This window comes from Bifidobacterium sp. B4111 (assembly GCF_026537235.1).
GTDB lineage: Bacteria > Actinomycetota > Actinomycetes > Actinomycetales > Bifidobacteriaceae > Bombiscardovia.
Map to the genome: position 1 here is coordinate 114332 of NZ_JAFNMO010000001.1, position 17317 is coordinate 131648.

General features: G+C 62.3%; 27 protein-coding genes. 26 read left to right on the forward strand and 1 reads right to left on the reverse strand.

Features of this window, described 5'->3' with window-relative positions:
- Window positions 1-171 precede the first annotated feature (171 nt).
- Entirely contained in the window at window positions 172-834 is a 663-nt protein-coding gene (locus J3T93_RS00480) for an IMPACT family protein (protein ID WP_267430135.1), read from the reverse strand.
- Between the two features lie 108 nt (window positions 835-942).
- Between J3T93_RS00480 and J3T93_RS00485 the strand changes: the two genes are divergently transcribed.
- The 26 genes from J3T93_RS00485 to secY all read left to right on the forward strand — a co-directional run bounded on the left by J3T93_RS00485 (window position 943) and on the right by secY (window position 17302).
- Complete coding sequence (locus J3T93_RS00485) at window positions 943-1575, forward strand: AbrB family transcriptional regulator (protein WP_220236268.1); 633 nt, start codon at window positions 943-945, stop codon at window positions 1573-1575.
- Window positions 1576-1778: 203 nt separating this feature from the next.
- Window positions 1779-2228 carry a 50S ribosomal protein L13 gene (gene rplM / locus J3T93_RS00490; protein ID WP_024626794.1) on the forward strand — a complete coding sequence of 150 codons (450 nt, stop codon included), beginning with the start codon at window positions 1779-1781 and terminating at the stop codon, window positions 2226-2228.
- Window positions 2229-2248: 20 nt separating this feature from the next.
- Complete coding sequence (gene rpsI, locus J3T93_RS00495) at window positions 2249-2740, forward strand: 30S ribosomal protein S9 (RefSeq protein ID WP_015022361.1); 492 nt, start codon at window positions 2249-2251, stop codon at window positions 2738-2740.
- A gap of 328 nt (window positions 2741-3068) precedes the next feature.
- A complete protein-coding gene (gene adhE / locus J3T93_RS00500) occupies window positions 3069-5834 on the forward strand; it encodes a bifunctional acetaldehyde-CoA/alcohol dehydrogenase (RefSeq protein ID WP_267430136.1) in 2766 nt (921 codons plus the stop codon).
- A 285-nt stretch (window positions 5835-6119) separates the two neighbouring features.
- On the forward strand, window positions 6120-6428 hold the full coding sequence (gene rpsJ, locus J3T93_RS00505) for a 30S ribosomal protein S10 (RefSeq protein ID WP_006295278.1): 309 nt from the start codon (window positions 6120-6122) through the stop codon (window positions 6426-6428).
- Between the two features lie 16 nt (window positions 6429-6444).
- Window positions 6445-7098: a 50S ribosomal protein L3 gene (gene rplC / locus J3T93_RS00510; RefSeq protein ID WP_267430137.1), complete on the forward strand. Its 654-nt coding sequence runs from the start codon at window positions 6445-6447 to the stop codon at window positions 7096-7098.
- A 4-nt stretch (window positions 7099-7102) separates the two neighbouring features.
- A complete protein-coding gene (gene rplD, locus J3T93_RS00515) occupies window positions 7103-7777 on the forward strand; it encodes a 50S ribosomal protein L4 (RefSeq protein WP_267430138.1) in 675 nt (224 codons plus the stop codon).
- A 5-nt stretch (window positions 7778-7782) separates the two neighbouring features.
- Window positions 7783-8085, forward strand: a complete 303-nt coding sequence (gene rplW, locus J3T93_RS00520; RefSeq protein WP_015022357.1) for a 50S ribosomal protein L23 — start codon at window positions 7783-7785, stop codon at window positions 8083-8085.
- A 35-nt stretch (window positions 8086-8120) separates the two neighbouring features.
- A complete protein-coding gene (gene rplB, locus J3T93_RS00525; RefSeq protein WP_015022356.1) occupies window positions 8121-8951 on the forward strand; it encodes a 50S ribosomal protein L2 in 831 nt (276 codons plus the stop codon).
- Window positions 8952-8966: 15 nt separating this feature from the next.
- Window positions 8967-9245: a 30S ribosomal protein S19 gene (gene rpsS / locus J3T93_RS00530; protein ID WP_015022355.1), complete on the forward strand. Its 279-nt coding sequence runs from the start codon at window positions 8967-8969 to the stop codon at window positions 9243-9245.
- Between the two features lie 21 nt (window positions 9246-9266).
- Window positions 9267-9626 (forward strand): 50S ribosomal protein L22, encoded by a 360-nt coding sequence (rplV, locus tag J3T93_RS00535; protein ID WP_024626790.1) that lies wholly within the window; start codon window positions 9267-9269, stop codon window positions 9624-9626.
- On the forward strand, window positions 9626-10471 hold the full coding sequence (gene rpsC, locus J3T93_RS00540) for a 30S ribosomal protein S3 (protein WP_024626789.1): 846 nt from the start codon (window positions 9626-9628) through the stop codon (window positions 10469-10471). The genes rplV and rpsC overlap by 1 nt, the downstream gene beginning before the upstream one ends.
- 3 nt (window positions 10472-10474) lie before the next feature.
- Complete coding sequence (gene rplP / locus J3T93_RS00545) at window positions 10475-10894, forward strand: 50S ribosomal protein L16 (protein ID WP_015022352.1); 420 nt, start codon at window positions 10475-10477, stop codon at window positions 10892-10894.
- Window positions 10894-11157 carry a 50S ribosomal protein L29 gene (rpmC, locus tag J3T93_RS00550; protein WP_015022351.1) on the forward strand — a complete coding sequence of 88 codons (264 nt, stop codon included), beginning with the start codon at window positions 10894-10896 and terminating at the stop codon, window positions 11155-11157. Before rplP ends, rpmC begins: the two co-directional genes overlap by 1 nt.
- A 2-nt stretch (window positions 11158-11159) precedes the next feature.
- Window positions 11160-11426, forward strand: coding sequence for a 30S ribosomal protein S17 (rpsQ, locus tag J3T93_RS00555; protein WP_015022350.1), 267 nt, complete (start codon window positions 11160-11162; stop codon window positions 11424-11426).
- A 79-nt stretch (window positions 11427-11505) separates the two neighbouring features.
- Window positions 11506-11874: a 50S ribosomal protein L14 gene (gene rplN, locus J3T93_RS00560; RefSeq protein ID WP_015022349.1), complete on the forward strand. Its 369-nt coding sequence runs from the start codon at window positions 11506-11508 to the stop codon at window positions 11872-11874.
- Window position 11875: 1 nt separating this feature from the next.
- Entirely contained in the window at window positions 11876-12211 is a 336-nt protein-coding gene (gene rplX, locus J3T93_RS00565) for a 50S ribosomal protein L24 (protein ID WP_015022348.1), read from the forward strand.
- Window positions 12208-12780 carry a 50S ribosomal protein L5 gene (gene rplE, locus J3T93_RS00570; RefSeq protein WP_024626788.1) on the forward strand — a complete coding sequence of 191 codons (573 nt, stop codon included), beginning with the start codon at window positions 12208-12210 and terminating at the stop codon, window positions 12778-12780. Before rplX ends, rplE begins: the two co-directional genes overlap by 4 nt.
- A gap of 1 nt (window position 12781) precedes the next feature.
- Window positions 12782-12967, forward strand: coding sequence for a type Z 30S ribosomal protein S14 (locus J3T93_RS00575; protein ID WP_015022346.1), 186 nt, complete (start codon window positions 12782-12784; stop codon window positions 12965-12967).
- An 80-nt stretch (window positions 12968-13047) separates the two neighbouring features.
- Complete coding sequence (gene rpsH, locus J3T93_RS00580; RefSeq protein WP_024626787.1) at window positions 13048-13446, forward strand: 30S ribosomal protein S8; 399 nt, start codon at window positions 13048-13050, stop codon at window positions 13444-13446.
- A 16-nt stretch (window positions 13447-13462) separates the two neighbouring features.
- Complete coding sequence (gene rplF / locus J3T93_RS00585) at window positions 13463-14002, forward strand: 50S ribosomal protein L6 (RefSeq protein WP_267430139.1); 540 nt, start codon at window positions 13463-13465, stop codon at window positions 14000-14002.
- A gap of 1 nt (window position 14003) precedes the next feature.
- Complete coding sequence (gene rplR / locus J3T93_RS00590) at window positions 14004-14375, forward strand: 50S ribosomal protein L18 (protein ID WP_267430140.1); 372 nt, start codon at window positions 14004-14006, stop codon at window positions 14373-14375.
- Window positions 14372-15133, forward strand: coding sequence for a 30S ribosomal protein S5 (gene rpsE, locus J3T93_RS00595; protein WP_267430141.1), 762 nt, complete (start codon window positions 14372-14374; stop codon window positions 15131-15133). Before rplR ends, rpsE begins: the two co-directional genes overlap by 4 nt.
- Window positions 15133-15318 (forward strand): 50S ribosomal protein L30, encoded by a 186-nt coding sequence (gene rpmD / locus J3T93_RS00600; RefSeq protein ID WP_024626784.1) that lies wholly within the window; start codon window positions 15133-15135, stop codon window positions 15316-15318. Before rpsE ends, rpmD begins: the two co-directional genes overlap by 1 nt.
- 2 nt (window positions 15319-15320) lie before the next feature.
- The gene (gene rplO / locus J3T93_RS00605; protein ID WP_267430142.1) at window positions 15321-15785 is read left to right on the forward strand and encodes a 50S ribosomal protein L15; all 465 of its coding nucleotides are present in this window, start codon (window positions 15321-15323) and stop codon (window positions 15783-15785) included.
- A gap of 188 nt (window positions 15786-15973) precedes the next feature.
- Complete coding sequence (gene secY / locus J3T93_RS00610) at window positions 15974-17302, forward strand: preprotein translocase subunit SecY (protein ID WP_024626782.1); 1329 nt, start codon at window positions 15974-15976, stop codon at window positions 17300-17302.
- Window positions 17303-17317 lie beyond the last annotated feature (15 nt).

A 17317-nucleotide genomic window follows, 5' to 3' on the forward strand; every position in this document is an offset into this window, starting at 1 on the left:
TCGCCGGTCTTATCCGTTTCCAACGGGCTTTATTCGCCTATATTCTTTTTCAAGCCTCGGCCTGGCAGAGTCCTAGTTTGCGCGGCAGAGGACCGGTGGTGCTTGGCATGAGCCTGTCTGTCTGGCAGGCAGACCGCAGCCAGGCACTGGCTGTATGGCTCGCCTTGGCTGTCATGAGGCAGGCGAAGCCTGGCTCCCGGACAGGGGTATCAGGCTGCGGCTTTCGCCAAGTGCAATGGGCTGGGCCCGGCCCTGCAGAAGGTCGTCCAGTCGGCCGTGAAAGGCCGGCACGGCTGCGGGCTCCAAGTCGTAGGTCAATCGGACCCGATCAGTGAAGTCCTCGGTCTCCACGTGCCCACCAGAGGCGCGGATCAGACGGCGGAGGGAGTCGTACTCTGGATAGCCCAGAGTGATCGTGAAGCGTTGCGTCGGGAGTACGCGTGCTGATCTCGCCGCCTTGAGCGCCAGGGAGGCGGCTGAGGAATAGGCCCGGATCAACCCCCCTGACCCGAGAAGGATCCCCCCGAAGTATCGGGTCACCGTCAGGACGCAGTCGGTCAGTCCCTGCCGCCGCATGACTTCAAGTATGGGCTTGCCGGCTGTTCCGGAGGGCTCCCCGTCATCGCTCATACGCTCGCTGGTGCGGCCCTCGGGTCCCCAGATGGCGCAGTGACAGATGTGCCGGGCCTTGGGGTGTTGCGAGCGGACCTCCTGGACGAAGGCAATGGCCGCCTCCTGGTCCTCCACATGGCAGGCCTGACCGATGAACTCGGACTTGCGCTCGGTCAGTGAGCCTGTGGCTGGTTTCTGCGGCGTATCCAGTATGGTGAGCAAATCGGCTTGCCTCCTATGACTATCGTCTCCTCAATTTCCTCGCTATCTCCATGCTAGAGGGGATGCCGGGCCTAGTCCGAAATCGGGGAGGCGGCCTAAGCTGGCCGCATGACCAATCCCCAGGACCAACCGGAAACCGAATCATCGTCAGCCGGCAAGCCCTACGAGGCTCTGACCGTTTTCTATGAACGGCTCAGGCACTCTACGGATACAGCTGAGCTGCACGAATTCGCCCGCAGCCCCCTGCCCGACAGGTCCGACCAGGCCGCCTTCTCCCGCTTTACGGCACTGCTGGAGGCTGTGGCCGGTAACGAGCACACGCCGGTGGAGGACAGGGTCTACCTGGCGCAGACCATGCCCTTCCCCAATATTTTGGTTAAGCTCTCCCAGGATTCCAACGCAGAGGTCCGTCGGGCGGTGGCCGCCAACAAGGACGACAAAAACTGGCTGGCCGGTCTGCTCACCAAGGACGAGGACGCCGGAGTCAGGGCTGCAGCGCTGACCAACCCCATGACATCCTGGAAGATGCGCCTGGAAGGTGCACAGGACGAGCGCACCGACGCTGACACCCTGGACTTTCTAGGAGCTCTCGGCACTCGCGATGAGCAGGATGCCCCACATGTGCTGGCCGCCATGGTGCGCCGAGCCGTGGCCCTGAATCCCAACACCGGGCAGGCCACCCTTGATGCCCTGCGCAAGGACCTGGACGGTCAGGTGGCACGGGCAGCGGCCTCCCGATGAGACTGGGGCCGACGCGAATTTTGACGAACGGCACTCAGGCGTTACAATAATGGATTGTTGTGTTTCCCTAAGGGGTCCTCAAAGCGCTTTTCCCACTCGCCGTCTAGGACTTTAAGGGAGCCCACGGAATACATGGCTTTCGGCCAGCATGGCAGCATGCGGTGCGGAGAGCCTGAAACACAATGCAAGGAAAAGGTTGAATCGTGAAGACTTTCACCCCGAAACCAGCCGATCTGACACATGACTGGTATATCGTCGACGCCTCCGGTGTGGTGCTGGGGCGTCTGGCAGCCCAGGTGGCCGATCTGCTGCGCGGCAAGAACAAGCCCACCTATGCGCCCTACGCCGACTCCGGCAACAACGTCATCGTCATCAATGCGTCCAAGATGGTGCTGACGGGCAACAAGAACGACAAGGTGCTCTACACTCACTCCGGCCGTCCTGGCGGCCTGCGTCGCGACTCCTATGGGCAGTTGATGGAGCACAACCCCGAGCGCATCATCACGACGGCGGTCAAGGGCATGCTGCCCAAGAACAAGCTGGCCAAGGTCCAGCTGACCAGGCTGCGGGTCTTCGCAGGCGAGGAACATCCTCACACCTCTCAGCAGCCCATTGAGTACAAGATCCATCAGGTCGCCCAGCAGGCCAAGTAGGACCAGAGGAGATAATCACCATGGCTGACAACAACAACAGCTCCGCGGTTCTTGAGGCCGAGGAGACCAGCGCTTCCTACACTTCCGAGACCAACGCCGGTGCAGGTACCGGCACCTCCGCCATCGAGCCGGGCTACGGCACCGGCCGCCGCAAGGAGGCAGTCGCCCGCGTTCGTCTGATTCCGGGCTCTGGCAAGTGGAGCATCAACGGACACACCCTGGAGGAGTACTTCCCCAGCAAGCTGCACCAGCGCGAGGTCAACTCACCCATTGTGCTGCTCAAGCTCGAGAACAAGTTCGATGTGGTTGTGCGCGTCGAGGGCGGCGGCGTGACCGGCCAGGCCGGCGCAGTCCGTCTGGGCGTCGCACGTGCCCTGAACGCCATCGATAGGGACGCCAACCGTCCTGCCCTGAAGAAGGCAGGGTTCCTGACCCGTGACGCCCGTGTGGTGGAGCGCAAGAAGGCCGGTCTGCACAAGGCCCGTCGCGCCCCGCAGTTCTCCAAGCGCTGACGTCCGCAGTTTCTTCCATCCCCGAGGGTTCCCCCGGACCTTGGGGATTTTTCATGCCTGGATTCACGCCTGGACGGCCCAGTCTGAAGTGAACGGCAAAGTGCACGTTCGGGTGCGGAAAATGATCAGAAAAACCACGAATTCCCACACGACACGCTTCAAGCGAACGTTCGCTCATCCTGGGGCTCAATGGTGCCCCCTCTGGTCTATATTGTGACTTTCGTCACGTTATGACGGATGCCTTTCGTGGACAGGCACGGTCTGAGACCGCCTCAGACTTTCTGCTGGCCCTCATCGGTATTCGCGGAACATGAGGAGGGCCAATATCTTGGCTGGAACGCAGAAACAGAAGCATGACCATCAACTGAAGGAGCCAGAAGCCGGCAGGGAAGGCGCCCGGGCCGACAGCACTGAGCTGGCCCGCAGGGAGGTGGATGCCCTGGTCGTCCGAGCGCAGTCGGCTTTGCACGCCTTTGAGGAGCTCGACCAGGAACAGGTGGATCGGATCGTGGCCAAGGCCTCGATCGCGGCCCTGAACCAGCACCTGCCCCTGGCACAGATGGCCGTCGAGGAGACCGGACGAGGCCTGGTGGAAGACAAGGCCACCAAGAACATCTTCGCCTGCGAGCATGTGACCAACTACCTGGCCAGGCAGCGCACTGTGGGCATCATCAGTGAGAACGATGTGGACGGCATCATCGAGGTGGCCGAGCCGGTGGGAGTCGTGGCTGGCGTGACCCCGGTGACCAACCCCACCTCGACAGCCATCTTCAAATCGCTGCTGGCCCTGAAGACCCGCTGTCCCATCGTCTTCGGATTCCACCCCTACGCCCAGCGCTGCTCGGTGGAGGCGGCAAGGATCGTCCGCGATGCCGCCATCGAGGCAGGCGCACCGCAGGATTGCATCCAGTGGATCGAACACCCCTCGGTCGAGGCCACCGGCGCGCTCATGCAGCACCCCGGAGTGGCCACCATTCTGGCCACCGGCGGTACCGGTATGGTCAAGGCTGCCTACTCCTCGGGCAAACCGGCCTTGGGCGTAGGTGCAGGCAATGCCCCAGCCTATGTGGATCGCAGGGTCAACGTCCCACGGGCCGTCAACGACCTGATCCTGTCCAAGCATTTCGATTACGGCATGATCTGCGCCACAGAGCAGGCCATCATCGCCCATCAGGATGTGCATGACCGGGTGATCGAGGAGATGAAGCGGCGCAAGGCCTACTTCGTCAACCCTGAGGAGAAGGCCAAGCTGGAGGAGTACATGTTCGGCGTGCGGGCTCATGCCGGTGCTGATGCTCCCGCTCCCAGGCTCAACTCCGAGGTTCCGGGCAAGTCCCCCCAGTTCATTGCCCGCCAGGCCGGCTTCGAGATCCCCGAGGATGCGACCATCCTGGCAGCCCAATGCGACCAGGTCGGCCCCATGGAACCCCTGACCCTGGAGAAGCTGGCTCCGGTGCAGGCCGTGCTCAAGGCCAGCAATAAGGAGGAGGGCTTCACCCTCTGCGAGCAGATGCTGCGCTACGGCGCCGGGCACACGGCGGCCATCCATACCGATGACGAGAGGCTGGTGCGCGAGTACGGCCAGCGCATGCACGCCTGTCGGATTGTCTGGAACCAGCCCAGCTCCCTGGGCGGCATCGGCGACATCTACAACGCCATCGCCCCGTCCCTGACCCTGGGCTGCGGGTCCTACGGCGGCAACTCGGTCTCGGGGAACGTCCAGGCGGTCAATCTGATTAACATCAAGCGGATTGCTCGGAGGAACAACAACATGCAGTGGTTCAAGGTGCCGGCCAAGACCTACTTCGAGCCCAACTCCGTCCGCTACCTGCGCGACATGTTCGGCATTCGACGGGCCGTCATCGTCTGCGACAGGGTCATGGAGCAGCTGGGAATCGTCGACAAGATCATCGATCAGCTGCGGGCCCGGCCTGAGCAGGTCACCTTCCGCATCATTGACTACGTAGAGCCGGAGCCCAGCGTCGAGACGGTGGAGCGCGGCGCGACTATGATGCGTGATGAGTTCGGCCCCGACACCATCATCGCCGTGGGCGGCGGCAGTCCCATGGACGCGGCCAAGATCATGTGGCTGCTCTATGAGCATCCGGAGATCTCCTTTGCCGATGTCCGCGAGAAGTTCTTTGACATCCGCAAGCGGGCCTTCAAGATTCCGCCCCTGGGTACCAAGGCCAAGCTGGTCTGCATTCCCACCTCCTCGGGCACGGGTTCGGAGGTCACCCCATTCGCGGTCATCACCGACCATAAGACCGGATACAAGTACCCCATCACCGATTACGCCCTGACCCCCAGCGTGGCCATCGTGGATCCGGTCCTGGCCCGTACCCAGCCCAAGAGGCTGGCCTGCGACTCGGGCTTCGATGCCCTGACCCACTGCATGGAGGCTTTTGTCTCGGTCTATGCCAATGACTACACCGACGCCATGGCCCTGCATGCGGCCAAACTGATCTGGGACAACCTGGAGCCTGCTGTGAGCACTGCCGGCGGTGAGGCCAAGGTATGCGCCCAGGAGAAGATGCACAATGCGGCGACCATGGCAGGCATGGCCTTCGGCTCGGCCTTCCTGGGCATGTGCCACGGCATGGCGCATACCATCGGAGCCCTCTGCCATGTGGCCCATGGGCGTGCCAATTCCATCCTTTTGCCCTATGTGATCCGCTACAACGGATGCATCCCGGACGAGCCGACCAGCTGGCCCAAATACAGCGAGTATGTGGCCCCGGAGCGCTACAGGCAGATGGCCCATGTGCTGGGCATCGAATCCGCTACTGCCGAGGAGGGCGTGGAGCTCTTGGCCCGTGCTGTGGAATCCTACAGGGACGAGCGCCTGGGCATGGATGCCTCCTTCCAGGCTGCCGGAGTGGATGAAGACCACTACTGGCAGTCCTTGGACCAGATCGGCATGCGGGCCTATGAGGACCAGTGCACGCCCGCCAACCCCCGCATTCCGTTGATTGAGGACATGAAGGACATCGCCGTGGCCGCCTATTATGGGGTCAGCCAGGAGGAGGGCCACCGGATGAGGGCGGCCCGCCAGGGCGAGGATGTGGTCCAGGAGGCCTCCCAGCGGGCCTGACAGGGCCGGAATTGAGTCGAGGGTTCCCCTGGAAGTGGTGCGACACGCCCGGATTCTTCTAGGGGAACCCTCGTGCTTTAATAAGAAAGTTGCCTGTTTTGGGCTCGCATTTTGTCAATCACAATAGCGGGTGCAGCGAGGAGTCCCATCCCCACGGGATTCTCCACGGCTGCGCATGGATCCGGCTGAGGCCTGTCGGGAGGAATGTCTCCTGTGGCTGCCGTTCCGTGCCCTCGAAACAGACTGGGTAATCAGTTCATAGATCGCTAGAAAGGGCGGACGGCAATGGCGGGACAGAAAATCCGCATCAGGCTAAAGTCCTATGACCACGAGGTCATCGACCAATCGGCGAAGAAGATCGTCGAGACGGTGACGAACGCGGGCGCAACTGTGGTTGGCCCCGTTCCGCTGCCGACTGAGAAGAACGTGTATGTCGTCATCCGTTCTCCTCATAAGTACAAGGACTCCCGCGAGCACTTCGAGATGCGCACCCACAAGCGCTTGATCGACATCGTGGATCCCACGCCCAAGGCTGTGGATTCGCTGATGCACATCGATCTGCCGGCGGACGTCAACATTGAGATCAAGCTGTAGGGGAGGAGGAAACCGCATGGCTGAAGAGCAGAGGAACCGCAAGGCTCTCCTGGGCCGCAAGCTGGGCATGTCCCAGGTCTGGGACGAGAACGGCTTCTTCGTCCCGGTGACCCTGGTGGACGTGTCCACCAACGTGGTGACCGCGGTCAAGAATGAGGAAAAGGACGGCTACCAGGCCATCCAGATCGGCTACGGACAGATCGACCCCACCAAGGTGACCAAGCCACTGGCTGGACACTTCGCCAAGGCCGGAGTGACCCCGCGTCGCCACCTGGTCGAGGTCCGCACCGCCGATGCCGACAGCTATCAGCCCGGCCAGGAGCTGGGCCTGGATCTGCTGCCCGAGGGCAGCGAGGTCGATGTGACCGGCACCACCAAGGGCAAGGGCTTTGCCGGCACCATCAAGCGTTGGGGCTTCAAGTCCTACCGCCGCACCCACGGCTCGCATAAGAACGAGCGCCGTCCCGGTTCAGTGGGCGCCTGCGCCACGCCCAGCCGCATCCTCAAGGGCAAGCGGATGGCCGGCCGTATGGGTCATGACACCTCGACCGTCCAGAACCTGACCATCGTCTCCGCAGATGCCGAGAAGGGCGTCATCGCCATCAAGGGTGCCCTGCCCGGGCCCCGCGGCGCCATCGTCCTGGTTCGTTCGGCAGTGAAGGGAGCCTGAAACCATGACTAAGTTGACTCTGAACATCACCGACGCCCAGGGCAAGAACACCGGGACCGTGGATGCACCCGAGCAGATCTTCGGCATCGCCGAGGAGGATGTCCGCTCGCATGTGCCGCTGATCCACCAGGTGGTCGTGGCCCAGCTGGCTGCGGCCCGCCAGGGCACACACTCGGTCAAGACCCGGTCCACCGTCTCCGGCGGCGGCCGCAAGCCTTGGAAGCAGAAGGGCACCGGTCGTGCTCGTCAGGGCTCCATCCGTGCTCCCCAGTGGACCGGTGGCGCCATTGTCCACGGCCCGCAGCCGCGTGACTACTCCCAGCGCACCCCTAAGAAGATGAAGGCCGCAGCCCTGCGCTACGTCCTGTCCGACCGGGTCAACGCCGGACGCGTGCACGTGGTCGACTTCGGCATTGGCGAGACCCCGTCCACCAAGGCCGCCAAGGCAGCACTGCTGCCCCTGGTCGACAACCGATTCACCACCGTCGTGCTGTCCCGCGAGAACATCAACGAGTGGCTCTCCGTCAGGAACCTGCCCACCGTCCATGTCCTCTTCGCCGATCAGCTCAACACCTACGATGTGGTCACGGCCGAGGATGTCGTCTTCAGCAAGGATGGCTTCGATGCCTTCCTAGCTGTCAAGGGCGGCGCCAAGTCCGAGACCGTCAAGGAGGCCTGATTTTCATGGCAGCTATTCACAAGCCAGCGCACGACATCATTCTGCGCCCGGTCGTCTCCGAGAAGAGCTACGCCAACTCGGACCGCGGCCAGTACACATTCGTGGTGGACCCTGATGCCAACAAGGTCGCCATCAAGCAGGCCATCGAGCAGATCTTCAATGTGAAGGTCACATCGGTCAACACCCTCAATCGGCAGGGCAAGCGGACCCGGACCCGTACGGGCTGGGGTCGTCGCGCCGCTGAGAAGCGCGCCATCGTCAAGGTGGCCGAGGGCCAGTCGATCGATGTCTTCGGTACCAACAACTGAAGGCTAGCCGAGAAAAGTTAAGGAAGAACTAGATTATGGCTATCCGTACATACAAGCCGACGACCGCGGGCCGTCGCAACGCCTCGGTTTCGGACTTCGCCGAAATCACGCGCTCCAAGCCCGAGAAGTCGCTGGTTCGCAAGCTGAGCAAGACCGGCGGACGTAACTCCTATGGTCGCGTCACCAGCCGCCACCGTGGCGGCGGGCACAAGCGCCAGTACCGTCTCATCGACTTCCGTCGTTGGGACAAGGACGGCGTGCCCGCCAAGGTGGCTGAGATCGAATATGATCCCAACCGCTCGGCCCGCATTGCCCTTCTGCACTTTGCAGACGGCGAGAAGCGCTACATCATCGCCCCGCAGGGCATCAAGCAGGGCGACGTCATCGAGACTGGCCCCCAGGCCGACATCAAGCCCGGCAACAACCTGCCTCTGCGCAACATCCCCACCGGCACCATCGTCCACGCCATTGAGCTGCGGCCCCTGGGCGGTGCCAAGATCGCCCGCTCGGCCGGTGCTGCCGTCCAGCTGGTGGCCAAGGACGGGGCCTACGCCCAGTTGCGTATGCCCTCCGGCGAGATTCGCAACGTCGACTCCCGCTGCCGTGCAACAGTGGGCGAAGTCGGCAACAACGACCACGCCAACGTCCAGCTCGGCAAGGCAGGACGTGCCCGCTGGATGGGACGCAGGCCTATCACCCGTGGTGAATCCATGAACCCGGTCGACCACCCGCATGGCGGACGCACCCGTGGCGGCAAGCCGCCAGTGTCTCCCTGGGGCAAGGGCGAGGTTCGCACCCGCAGGCCCAAGAAGGCCTCCAACAAGATGATCGTGCGTCGTCGTCCAAATGGTAAGAACCGCAAGTAAGGGAGTGTCGGAAAGATGACTCGTAGCATCAAGAAGGGCCCATTCGTCGACGCCCACTTGCAGAAGAAAGTCGACGAGCAGAACGAGAAGGGCACCAAGAACGTCATCAAGACCTGGTCCCGTCGTTCCATGATCACCCCGGACTTCATCGGGCACACTTTCGCTGTGCACGATGGCCGCAAGCATGTCCCGGTCTTCGTCACCGAGGCAATGGTCGGCCACAAGCTCGGCGAGTTCGCCCCCACCCGGACCTTCAGGGGTCACGTGAAGGACGACAAGAAAGCACGCCGCTGAGGCGAGGGAGAGTAGAGACACATGGAAGCTAAGGCAATTGCACGTCACGTTCGCGTGACGCCTCGCAAGGCTCGCCGCGTCGTCGACCTCATCCGAGGCAAGCAGGCGACCGAGGCCGTGACCATTCTGAAGTTTGCCCCCCAGGACGCGGCCGTTCCGGTCCGCAAGTGCCTGGAGAGCGCCATCGCCAACGCTCGTGTCAAGGCGGACAAGGCCAATCAGCCCTTCCGCGAGAACGAGCTGATGGTTCGTGAGACCTACGTGGACGAGGGAACCACTCTGAAGCGGTTCCGTGCCCGCGCCCAGGGTCGTGCGGCCCGCATCAACAAGCGGACCAGCCACATCACCGTCGTGGTGGCCGACAAGGAAGGAGCCCGATAATGGGGCAGAAGATCAACCCGTTTGGGTACCGACTCGGCATCACCGAGGAGCACCGCAGCAAGTGGTACTCCGACTCCAACAAGGCGGGGGAGCGTTACAGCGACTTCGTGCTTGAGGACGACAAGATCCGCAAGGAGATGAACAAGGACCTGGAGCGCGCAGGCGTCTCCAAGATCGTCATCGAGCGGACCCGTGACCGTGTGCGCGTCGACATCCACACCGCCCGGCCGGGCATTGTCATCGGCCGTCGCGGCGCCGAAGCGGAGCGTGTTCGCGCCAAGCTGGAGAAGATCACCGGCAAGCAGGTCCAGCTGAACATCTTCGAGGTCAAGAACGCCTCCATTGATGCCCAGCTGGTGGCTCAGGGCATCGCTGAGCAGCTGACCAACCGCGTCACCTTCCGCCGGGCCATGCGCAAGGCTCAGCAGGATGCCATGCGGGCAGGCGCCAAGGGCATCAGGATCAAGCTGTCCGGCCGCCTGGGTGGAGCCGAAATGAGCCGCTCGGAGTTCTACCGCGAGGGTCGTGTGCCCCTGCAGACTCTGCGCGCCCTGATCGACTATGGCTTCTTCGAGGCCAGGACCACCTACGGTCGCATCGGCGTCAAGGTCTGGATCTACAAGGGCGATATGACCGAGCGTCAGTTCGAGGAGCAGCAGGCTCAGCAGAACAACCGCCCCGGTCGGCGCGGCGATCGTCGTCCTCGTCGTGGCGTCCGTCCCTCCGAGGGGCGTACCCGCCGCGAGCAGGATGCAGCCAAGCAGAACAGCGGTGTGGCCACGCCGCCGGCGGCGACTCAGGAGCAGACCGCCTCGGCACCCGTCGCAACCGAAGCAAAGGAGTGAGCCGTGCTTATCCCAAAGAGGACTAAATACCGCAAGCAGCATCGTCCGGGTCGTTCGGGCATGTCCAAGGGCGGCAACGAGATCGCTTTCGGCGATTACGGCATCCAGGCCCTGGCTCCGGCTTACCTGACCAATCGGCAGATCGAGGCGGCCCGTATCGCCATGACTCGGTACATCAAGCGTGGTGGCCGAGTCTGGATCACGGTCTTCCCGGATCGCCCCCTGACCAAGCACGCTCTGGGATCCCGAATGGGTTCCGGCAAGGGTGCGCCCGAGTTCTGGGTGGCCAACGTCCGTCCCGGCCGGGTGCTCTTCGAGATTGGCGGCGTGAGCGAGGATGTGGCCCGCGAGGCCCTTCGCCGCGCTACTGACAAGCTTCCCATGAAGTGCCGGATTATTGCACGTGAAGGCGGTGACATCTGATGTCAGTCGGAACAGCCGAGTATTCCATCAAGAATCTGAATGAAAAGACCAATGCGGAGATCGAGGATTTCCTGAAGAAGTCCAAGGAAGAGCTGTTCAACCTGCGCTTCCAGTCGGCCACCGGTCAGCTGGAGAACACCTCCCGCCTCAAGGCCGTCAAGCACGACATCGCCAGGATGTACACCGTTCTGCGTGAGCGCGAGCTGGGCATCAGCCAGGAGCCCGCCGAAGCAAAGGCCGAGAGCAAAGCTGAGGAGAAGTAAGCATGGCTGACAAGCAGGAGCGCAACTTCCGCAAGGTTCGCAGCGGCTACGTCGTGTCCGACAAGATGGACAAGACCATCACCGTAGAGCTGGAGCAGCGTTCGACCCACCCCCTGTACGGCAAGGTCGTCCGCAGCAACCGCAAGGTCAAGGCCCATGATGAGAAGAACGAGGCCCATGTGGGCGACTTCGTGAGTATCATGGAGACCCGTCCTCTGAGCAAGACCAAGCGCTGGCGTCTCGACTCCATCGTCGAGCGCGCCAAGTAACAAGTTCGGCCAGGCTCCGCATTTCATCCCGCCCTGGTGCGGGGTGTCTGCGGAGAACCAGCGCGGCTAAGGAGAATCAATGATTCAGCAGGAATCGCGGCTTCAGGTCGCCGACAACACGGGTGCCAAGGAGATTCTGGCCATCCGCGTGCTCGGCGGGTCGAAGCGACGCTATGCCGGCATTGGCGACGTGATTGTCGCCACCGTCAAGGATGCCATTCCCGGCGGGTCGGTCAAGAAGGGCGAGGTCGTCAAGGCGGTCGTCGTCCGTACGGTCAAGGAGCATCGTCGTCATGACGGCTCCTACATCAAGTTCGACGAGAACGCGGCGGTCATTCTCGGTACCGGCCGTGAACCCCGCGGTACTCGTATCTTCGGACCGGTTGGTCGTGAACTGCGCGACAAGCGCTTCATGAAGATCGTGTCCCTGGCACCGGAGGTGATCTGAAGTGGTAGCCAAGATCAAGACAGGCGACCAGGTCAAGGTCATCCGCGGCAAGGATCGCGGCAAGGAGGGCAAGGTTCTGCGGATTCTGCCCAATGACCGTCTGATCGTCGAGGGTATTCAGATCGTCAAGAAGCATGTGCGGGCTACCCAGCAGGGTCAGGAGTCGGGCATCGTCCCGACCGAGGCGCCCATCCATCGCTCCAACGTGATGGTCATTGACCCGGAGACCAAGAAGCCGACTCGCATCGGCGTGAACATCAAGGAGGAGGCGCGTGACGGCAAGGTCAAGGTCGTGCGCACCCGCTTCGCCAAGAAGTCAGGCAAGGAGCTGTCATGAGCGATACCACCGTTGAAGCACCGGCAGTCCCTCGTTTGCTGCAGCAGTACCGCGAGAGCATCGTGCCCGAGCTGGAGAAGGAGTTCAAGTTCTCCAACCCCATGCAGGTGCCCAGGATCGAGAAGGTTGTAGTCTCCATGGGCGTGGGGGCCGCGGCACGCGACTCAAAGCTGATTGAGGGCGCGGTCAAGGACCTGACGGCCATCACCGGCCAGAAGCCCAAGATCACCAAGGCCAAGAAGTCCGTGGCGCAGTTCCACCTGCGTGAGGGACAGGCCATCGGCGCCTTCGCCACCCTGCGCGGCGTGCGCATGTGGGAGTTCCTGGATCGACTGCTGACCCTGGCTCTGCCCCGTATCCGCGACTTCCGCGGCATCAGCGACCGTCAGTTCGACGGCCAGGGCAACTACAACTTCGGTCTCACGGAACAGTCCATGTTCCACGAGATCGATCCTGATCAGATCGATCACCAGCGTGGTATGGATATCACCGTGGTGACCTCCACCAAGAACGATCAGGAGGCCCGGGCGCTGCTCAAGCAGCTGGGCTTCCCCTTCAAGGAGAACTGATATGGCAAAAACCGCTCTGAGAAACAAGGCGGCACGCAAGCCGAAGTTCAAGGTGCGTGGCTACACGCGCTGCCAGGTCTGCGGTCGTCCTCATTCCGTCTATCGCAAGTTCGGCCTGTGCCGCATCTGCCTTCGCGAGAAGGCCCATCGCGGCGAGCTGCCGGGTGTGACGAAGTCCAGTTGGTAAAGATCGACGCTGAAGGTCCGCGGTCAGGGCAGATTGCTGCCCGGCGGCGGAAACCACGGCGAGGAAGGGCATAAGCCCACATGACAATGACAGATCCCATCGCAGACATGCTGACACGTCTGCGTAATGCGAGTGCGGCCAAGCATGAAACAGTCGACATGCCGTACTCCAAATTCAAGGCGAACATCGCGCAGATTCTCAAGCGCGAAGGCTTCATCGCCGATTATCGCGCCAAGGAGGCGCGCGTCGGGCAGGATCTGGAGATCACGCTCAAGTACGGTCCCGATGGACGCCAGTCCATTCAGGGCATCAAGCGCGTCTCCAAGCCCGGTCTGCGCCGGTACGCCAAGTCGGATTCCCTGCCCATGCCCCTGGGCGGGCTGGGAATCGCCATCATCTCGACCAGCTCGGGACTGATGACCCAGAAGGAATGCCTCGACAGGGGCATCGGCGGCGAAATCGTCGCCTACGTATGGTGAGAAAGGAGAGCTGAACATGGCATCGCATATTGGTAAGCTCCCCATCGCCGTTCCGGCAGGTGTGGAGGTGGCCTTCAAGGGCCAGGAATTCTCCGCCAAGGGCCCCAAGGGTTCCGACGCATACACGCTGCCTGAGGGCATCACCGGCAAGGTCGAGGGCAACGAGATCATCATGACCCCCGCCGACGAGGACCGCACCACCAAGGCCAAGCACGGACTGAGCCGCTCCATCGTGGCGTCCATGGTTGAAGGCGTCTCCAAGGGCTACAGCAAGCACCTCCAGATCGTCGGCACCGGCTACCGTGTGGTCGCCAAGGGCAAGTCCCTGGAGTTCTCGCTGGGCTACTCGCACACCATCACTGTCGACCCCCCGGAGGGCATCACCTTCGAGACGCCGAACGCCAACGAAGTGGTCGTCTCCGGCATCGACAAGCAGGCTGTCGGCCAGGCCGCGGCCAACATCCGCGCCCTGCGTGCTCCCGAGCCTTACAAGGGCAAGGGCATCAAGTACGCCGATGAGCACATCCTGCGCAAGGCTGGAAAGGCTGGTAAGTGATATGTCGGTCTCGATACTAGGCAAAGGCAAGAAGATCGCCCGTCTGCGCCGCCATGCCCGTCTGCGCAAGCACGTCTCCGGCACGGCAGAGCGTCCCCGTCTGGTGGTTACTCGGACCAATCGCAATATGATCGCCCAGATCGTCGACGACACCAGGGGTGTCACCCTGGTCAGCGAGTCGACCATGGCTTCGGACTACGGCTCTTTCAAGGGCACCAAGACCGAGGCCGCCCGCAAGGTCGGCGAGCAGATCGCAGCCAAGGCCAAGAAGGCTGGCATCACCACCGTGGTCTTCGATCGTGGTGGCAACAAGTACCACGGAAGGGTCGCAGCGGTTGCGGAAGGCGCCCGTGAGGGAGGTTTGGCACTGTGAGCGACAACGAAACGACAAAGGAAACAACCCAGGTGACTGAAGATTCCACAAACGCTCAGTCCAGCCAGGGTGGCAGAAGGGATCGGAACGACCGGAACGATGATCGCCGAGGCGGTCGTCGGGGCGGTTCCCGTGACGGCCGTAGGGATGGCCGTCGTGGCCGTCGCGACCGCGACGAGCGTGACGACATGCTCGACAGGGTCGTGACCATCAACCGCGTCTCCAAGGTCCACAAGGGAGGTCGTACCTTCAGCTTCGCGGCCCTGGTGGTCGTGGGCGACGGCAAGGGCACCGTGGGCGTTGGCTACGGCAAGTCCCGCGAGGTTCCCGCAGCCATCTCCAAGGGTCAGCTGGATGCCAAGAAGCATATGTTCACCGTTCCCCGCATCCGCGGCACCGTCACCCACCCGGTGATCGGCCACGATGCGGCCGGTACTGTCCTCCTGCGGCCTGCAGCCCCAGGAACCGGCGTTATCGCCGGCGGTCCGGTTCGCGCCGTCCTGGAGTGCGCCGGCATCACCGACATCCTGAGCAAGTCCATGGGATCGGCTACGGCCGTCAACATGGTGCGGGCCACTGTAGCTGCCCTGAAGCAGCTGGAGGAGCCCGAGGAGATCGCGGCACGCCGCGGTCTGCCCCTGGAGGAGGTCGCCCCCGACTCCCTCCTGCGCGCACGTGCCGTCGGCATTGCCGACGAGCGCAAGGAACGCGAAGAGGCCAAGGCCAAGGCTGACGAGCAGTCGAAGGCAGGTGAGTGATGACCAAGCAGATCAAGATCACTCTGGTCAAGGGCGTGGCTCATGCCACCGACCGCCAGAAGGAGAACGTCAGGTCTCTGGGCCTTCACAAGATCGGCCAGACCGTCCTGCGTGAGGACACCCCCGTCTACCGGGGGATGGCCAACAAGGTCCGCCACCTGGTGAACGTAGAGGAGGCAGACTGATTATGGCCAGCGACAAGCAAGAGCCCACCATCATGCAGATGCACGATCTGCGTCCTGCTCCGGGCGCCAAGCGCGACCGCATCCGTGTGGGTCGCGGTGAGGGGTCCAAGGGTAAGACCTCCGGTCGTGGCACCAAGGGCACCAAGGCACGCTACCAGGTACGTCCGGGCTTTGAAGGCGGCCAGCTGCCCCTGTACATGCGGCTGCCCAAGCTGCGTGGATTCAGGAGCCCCTTCAAGAAGGAGTACCAGGTGGTCAACCTGGGTGCTCTGGAAGGACTCTTCCCCAAGGGCGGCGAGGTCACCGTCGAGGATCTGGTCAACAAGGGAGCGGTTCGCAAGGGCCGCCCTGTCAAGGTCCTGGGTGACGGCGACGTAAAGGCCGCTTTCACCCTCAAGGGCATCAAGGCCTCGGCCTCGGCCAGAAGCAAGATAGAAGCCGCAGGCGGGTCCGTCTCCGAGAACTGATACTCGCAGGGGACAGACCGCAAGGCAGATGTGATTCCGGCCCTCCCCGGCTCCAAGCGGGTGGGGGCCGGAATTCGTTTCCGACCCGGTTGCCATCATGATTTGACGGAACCATCGGTTAAGCTGGTCGGAGCAAGAAGGTGCGATGCACCGAGACCAACGCGCGGTCGCGTAGGGAGGGAACTTAGGTGAGGACGTTAATCCAGGCCTTCAAGACCAAGGAGCTGAGGAAGAAAATCTTCTTCGTTCTTGGCATCATCATCATCTATCGCATTGGGTCGTTCATACCTACCCCAGGCGTGGATTATCCTTCCGTGCAGAAGTGCATCACCACGGCCGGTAATGAGGACTTCATCGGTCTGGTCAACCTGTTCTCGGGCGGGGCTCTGCTGCAGCTGTCTATCTTCGCACTGGGCATCATGCCCTACATCACCGCATCCATCGTGGTGCAGCTGCTGCGCGTGGTCATTCCTCGCTTCGAGGCTCTGCACAAGGAGGGTCAGTCGGGCGAGGCCAAGCTGACCGAATATACCAGGTATCTGACCATCGGTCTGGCCGTGCTGCAGTCCACGACCATTCTGGTTACAGCCCGCAACGGTGCGCTCTTCAACGGAGCATGCCAGCAGCAGGTCATTCCAGACAGCTCCGTTTGGAATCTGGTGGTCATGGTCCTGATCATGACCGGCGGCACCGGTCTGATCATGTGGATGGCCGAGTTGATCACCGACAAGGGCATCGGTAATGGCATGTCCGTCCTGATCTTCATCTCCATCTGCTCCGGCTTCCTGCCCCAGCTCTGGAACATCGGCTGGGGGACCAACGGCAAGAACGGTGACTGGGTCAAATTCGGCATTGTGGTGACTGTTCTGGTGGTCATCCTGATTCTGGTCGACTACGTGGAGCTGGCACAGCGTCGCATCCCCGTCCAGTACACCAGAAGAATGATCGGCCGCAAGATGTACGGCGGATCCTCCACCTATCTGCCGCTCAAGATCAATATGTCAGGCGTGATTCCCCCTATTTTCGCCTCCTCTATTCTGGCTATTCCCACCCTTATCGCCCAGTTCGGCAAGTCCGATCAGAACTGGGTCAAGTGGATCAACGCCAACATGGCCAACACGACCTCGGTCTGGTACATCGTGCTCTACTCGGTCATGATCGTCTTCTTCTGCTTCTTCTACACCTCCATCACCTTCAACCCCGATGAGACGGCTGACAATATGAAGGAGTACGGCGGCTTCATCCCGGGTATCAGGGCCGGACGGGCCACCAGCCGGTACCTGTCATACGTGATGAACCGACTGAACACGGTTGGAGCCATCTACCTGCTCTTCGTGGCCCTGATTCCCACGGTGCTGATCATGCTGCTGAAGATCAACTCTAAGCTACCCTTCGGCGGGACCACCATACTGATTATCGCCGGCGTCGGCCTGGACACCCTGCGCCAGGCCAGGGCGCAGACCGAGCAGTTCCAGTACACCGGTTTCCTGCTGGAGGGCGACCACAAGGAGGGCTGACCCTTCGGCCAGACA

Coding starts and splice junctions, on each gene's coding strand:
- J3T93_RS00485 (WP_220236268.1), top strand. CDS start 943: ATGACCAATCCCCAGGACCAACCGGAAACCGAATCATCGTCAGCCGGC.
- rpsI (WP_015022361.1), top strand. CDS start 2,249: ATGGCTGACAACAACAACAGCTCCGCGGTTCTTGAGGCCGAGGAGACC.
- rpsJ (WP_006295278.1), top strand. CDS start 6,120: ATGGCGGGACAGAAAATCCGCATCAGGCTAAAGTCCTATGACCACGAG.
- rplC (WP_267430137.1), top strand. CDS start 6,445: ATGGCTGAAGAGCAGAGGAACCGCAAGGCTCTCCTGGGCCGCAAGCTG.
- rplD (WP_267430138.1), top strand. CDS start 7,103: ATGACTAAGTTGACTCTGAACATCACCGACGCCCAGGGCAAGAACACC.
- rplW (WP_015022357.1), top strand. CDS start 7,783: ATGGCAGCTATTCACAAGCCAGCGCACGACATCATTCTGCGCCCGGTC.
- rplB (WP_015022356.1), top strand. CDS start 8,121: ATGGCTATCCGTACATACAAGCCGACGACCGCGGGCCGTCGCAACGCC.
- rpsS (WP_015022355.1), top strand. CDS start 8,967: ATGACTCGTAGCATCAAGAAGGGCCCATTCGTCGACGCCCACTTGCAG.
- rplV (WP_024626790.1), top strand. CDS start 9,267: ATGGAAGCTAAGGCAATTGCACGTCACGTTCGCGTGACGCCTCGCAAG.
- rpsC (WP_024626789.1), top strand. CDS start 9,626: ATGGGGCAGAAGATCAACCCGTTTGGGTACCGACTCGGCATCACCGAG.
- rpmC (WP_015022351.1), top strand. CDS start 10,894: ATGTCAGTCGGAACAGCCGAGTATTCCATCAAGAATCTGAATGAAAAG.
- rpsQ (WP_015022350.1), top strand. CDS start 11,160: ATGGCTGACAAGCAGGAGCGCAACTTCCGCAAGGTTCGCAGCGGCTAC.
- rplN (WP_015022349.1), top strand. CDS start 11,506: ATGATTCAGCAGGAATCGCGGCTTCAGGTCGCCGACAACACGGGTGCC.
- rplE (WP_024626788.1), top strand. CDS start 12,208: ATGAGCGATACCACCGTTGAAGCACCGGCAGTCCCTCGTTTGCTGCAG.
- J3T93_RS00575 (WP_015022346.1), top strand. CDS start 12,782: ATGGCAAAAACCGCTCTGAGAAACAAGGCGGCACGCAAGCCGAAGTTC.
- rpsH (WP_024626787.1), top strand. CDS start 13,048: ATGACAATGACAGATCCCATCGCAGACATGCTGACACGTCTGCGTAAT.
- rplF (WP_267430139.1), top strand. CDS start 13,463: ATGGCATCGCATATTGGTAAGCTCCCCATCGCCGTTCCGGCAGGTGTG.
- rplR (WP_267430140.1), top strand. CDS start 14,004: ATGTCGGTCTCGATACTAGGCAAAGGCAAGAAGATCGCCCGTCTGCGC.
- rpmD (WP_024626784.1), top strand. CDS start 15,133: ATGACCAAGCAGATCAAGATCACTCTGGTCAAGGGCGTGGCTCATGCC.
- rplO (WP_267430142.1), top strand. CDS start 15,321: ATGGCCAGCGACAAGCAAGAGCCCACCATCATGCAGATGCACGATCTG.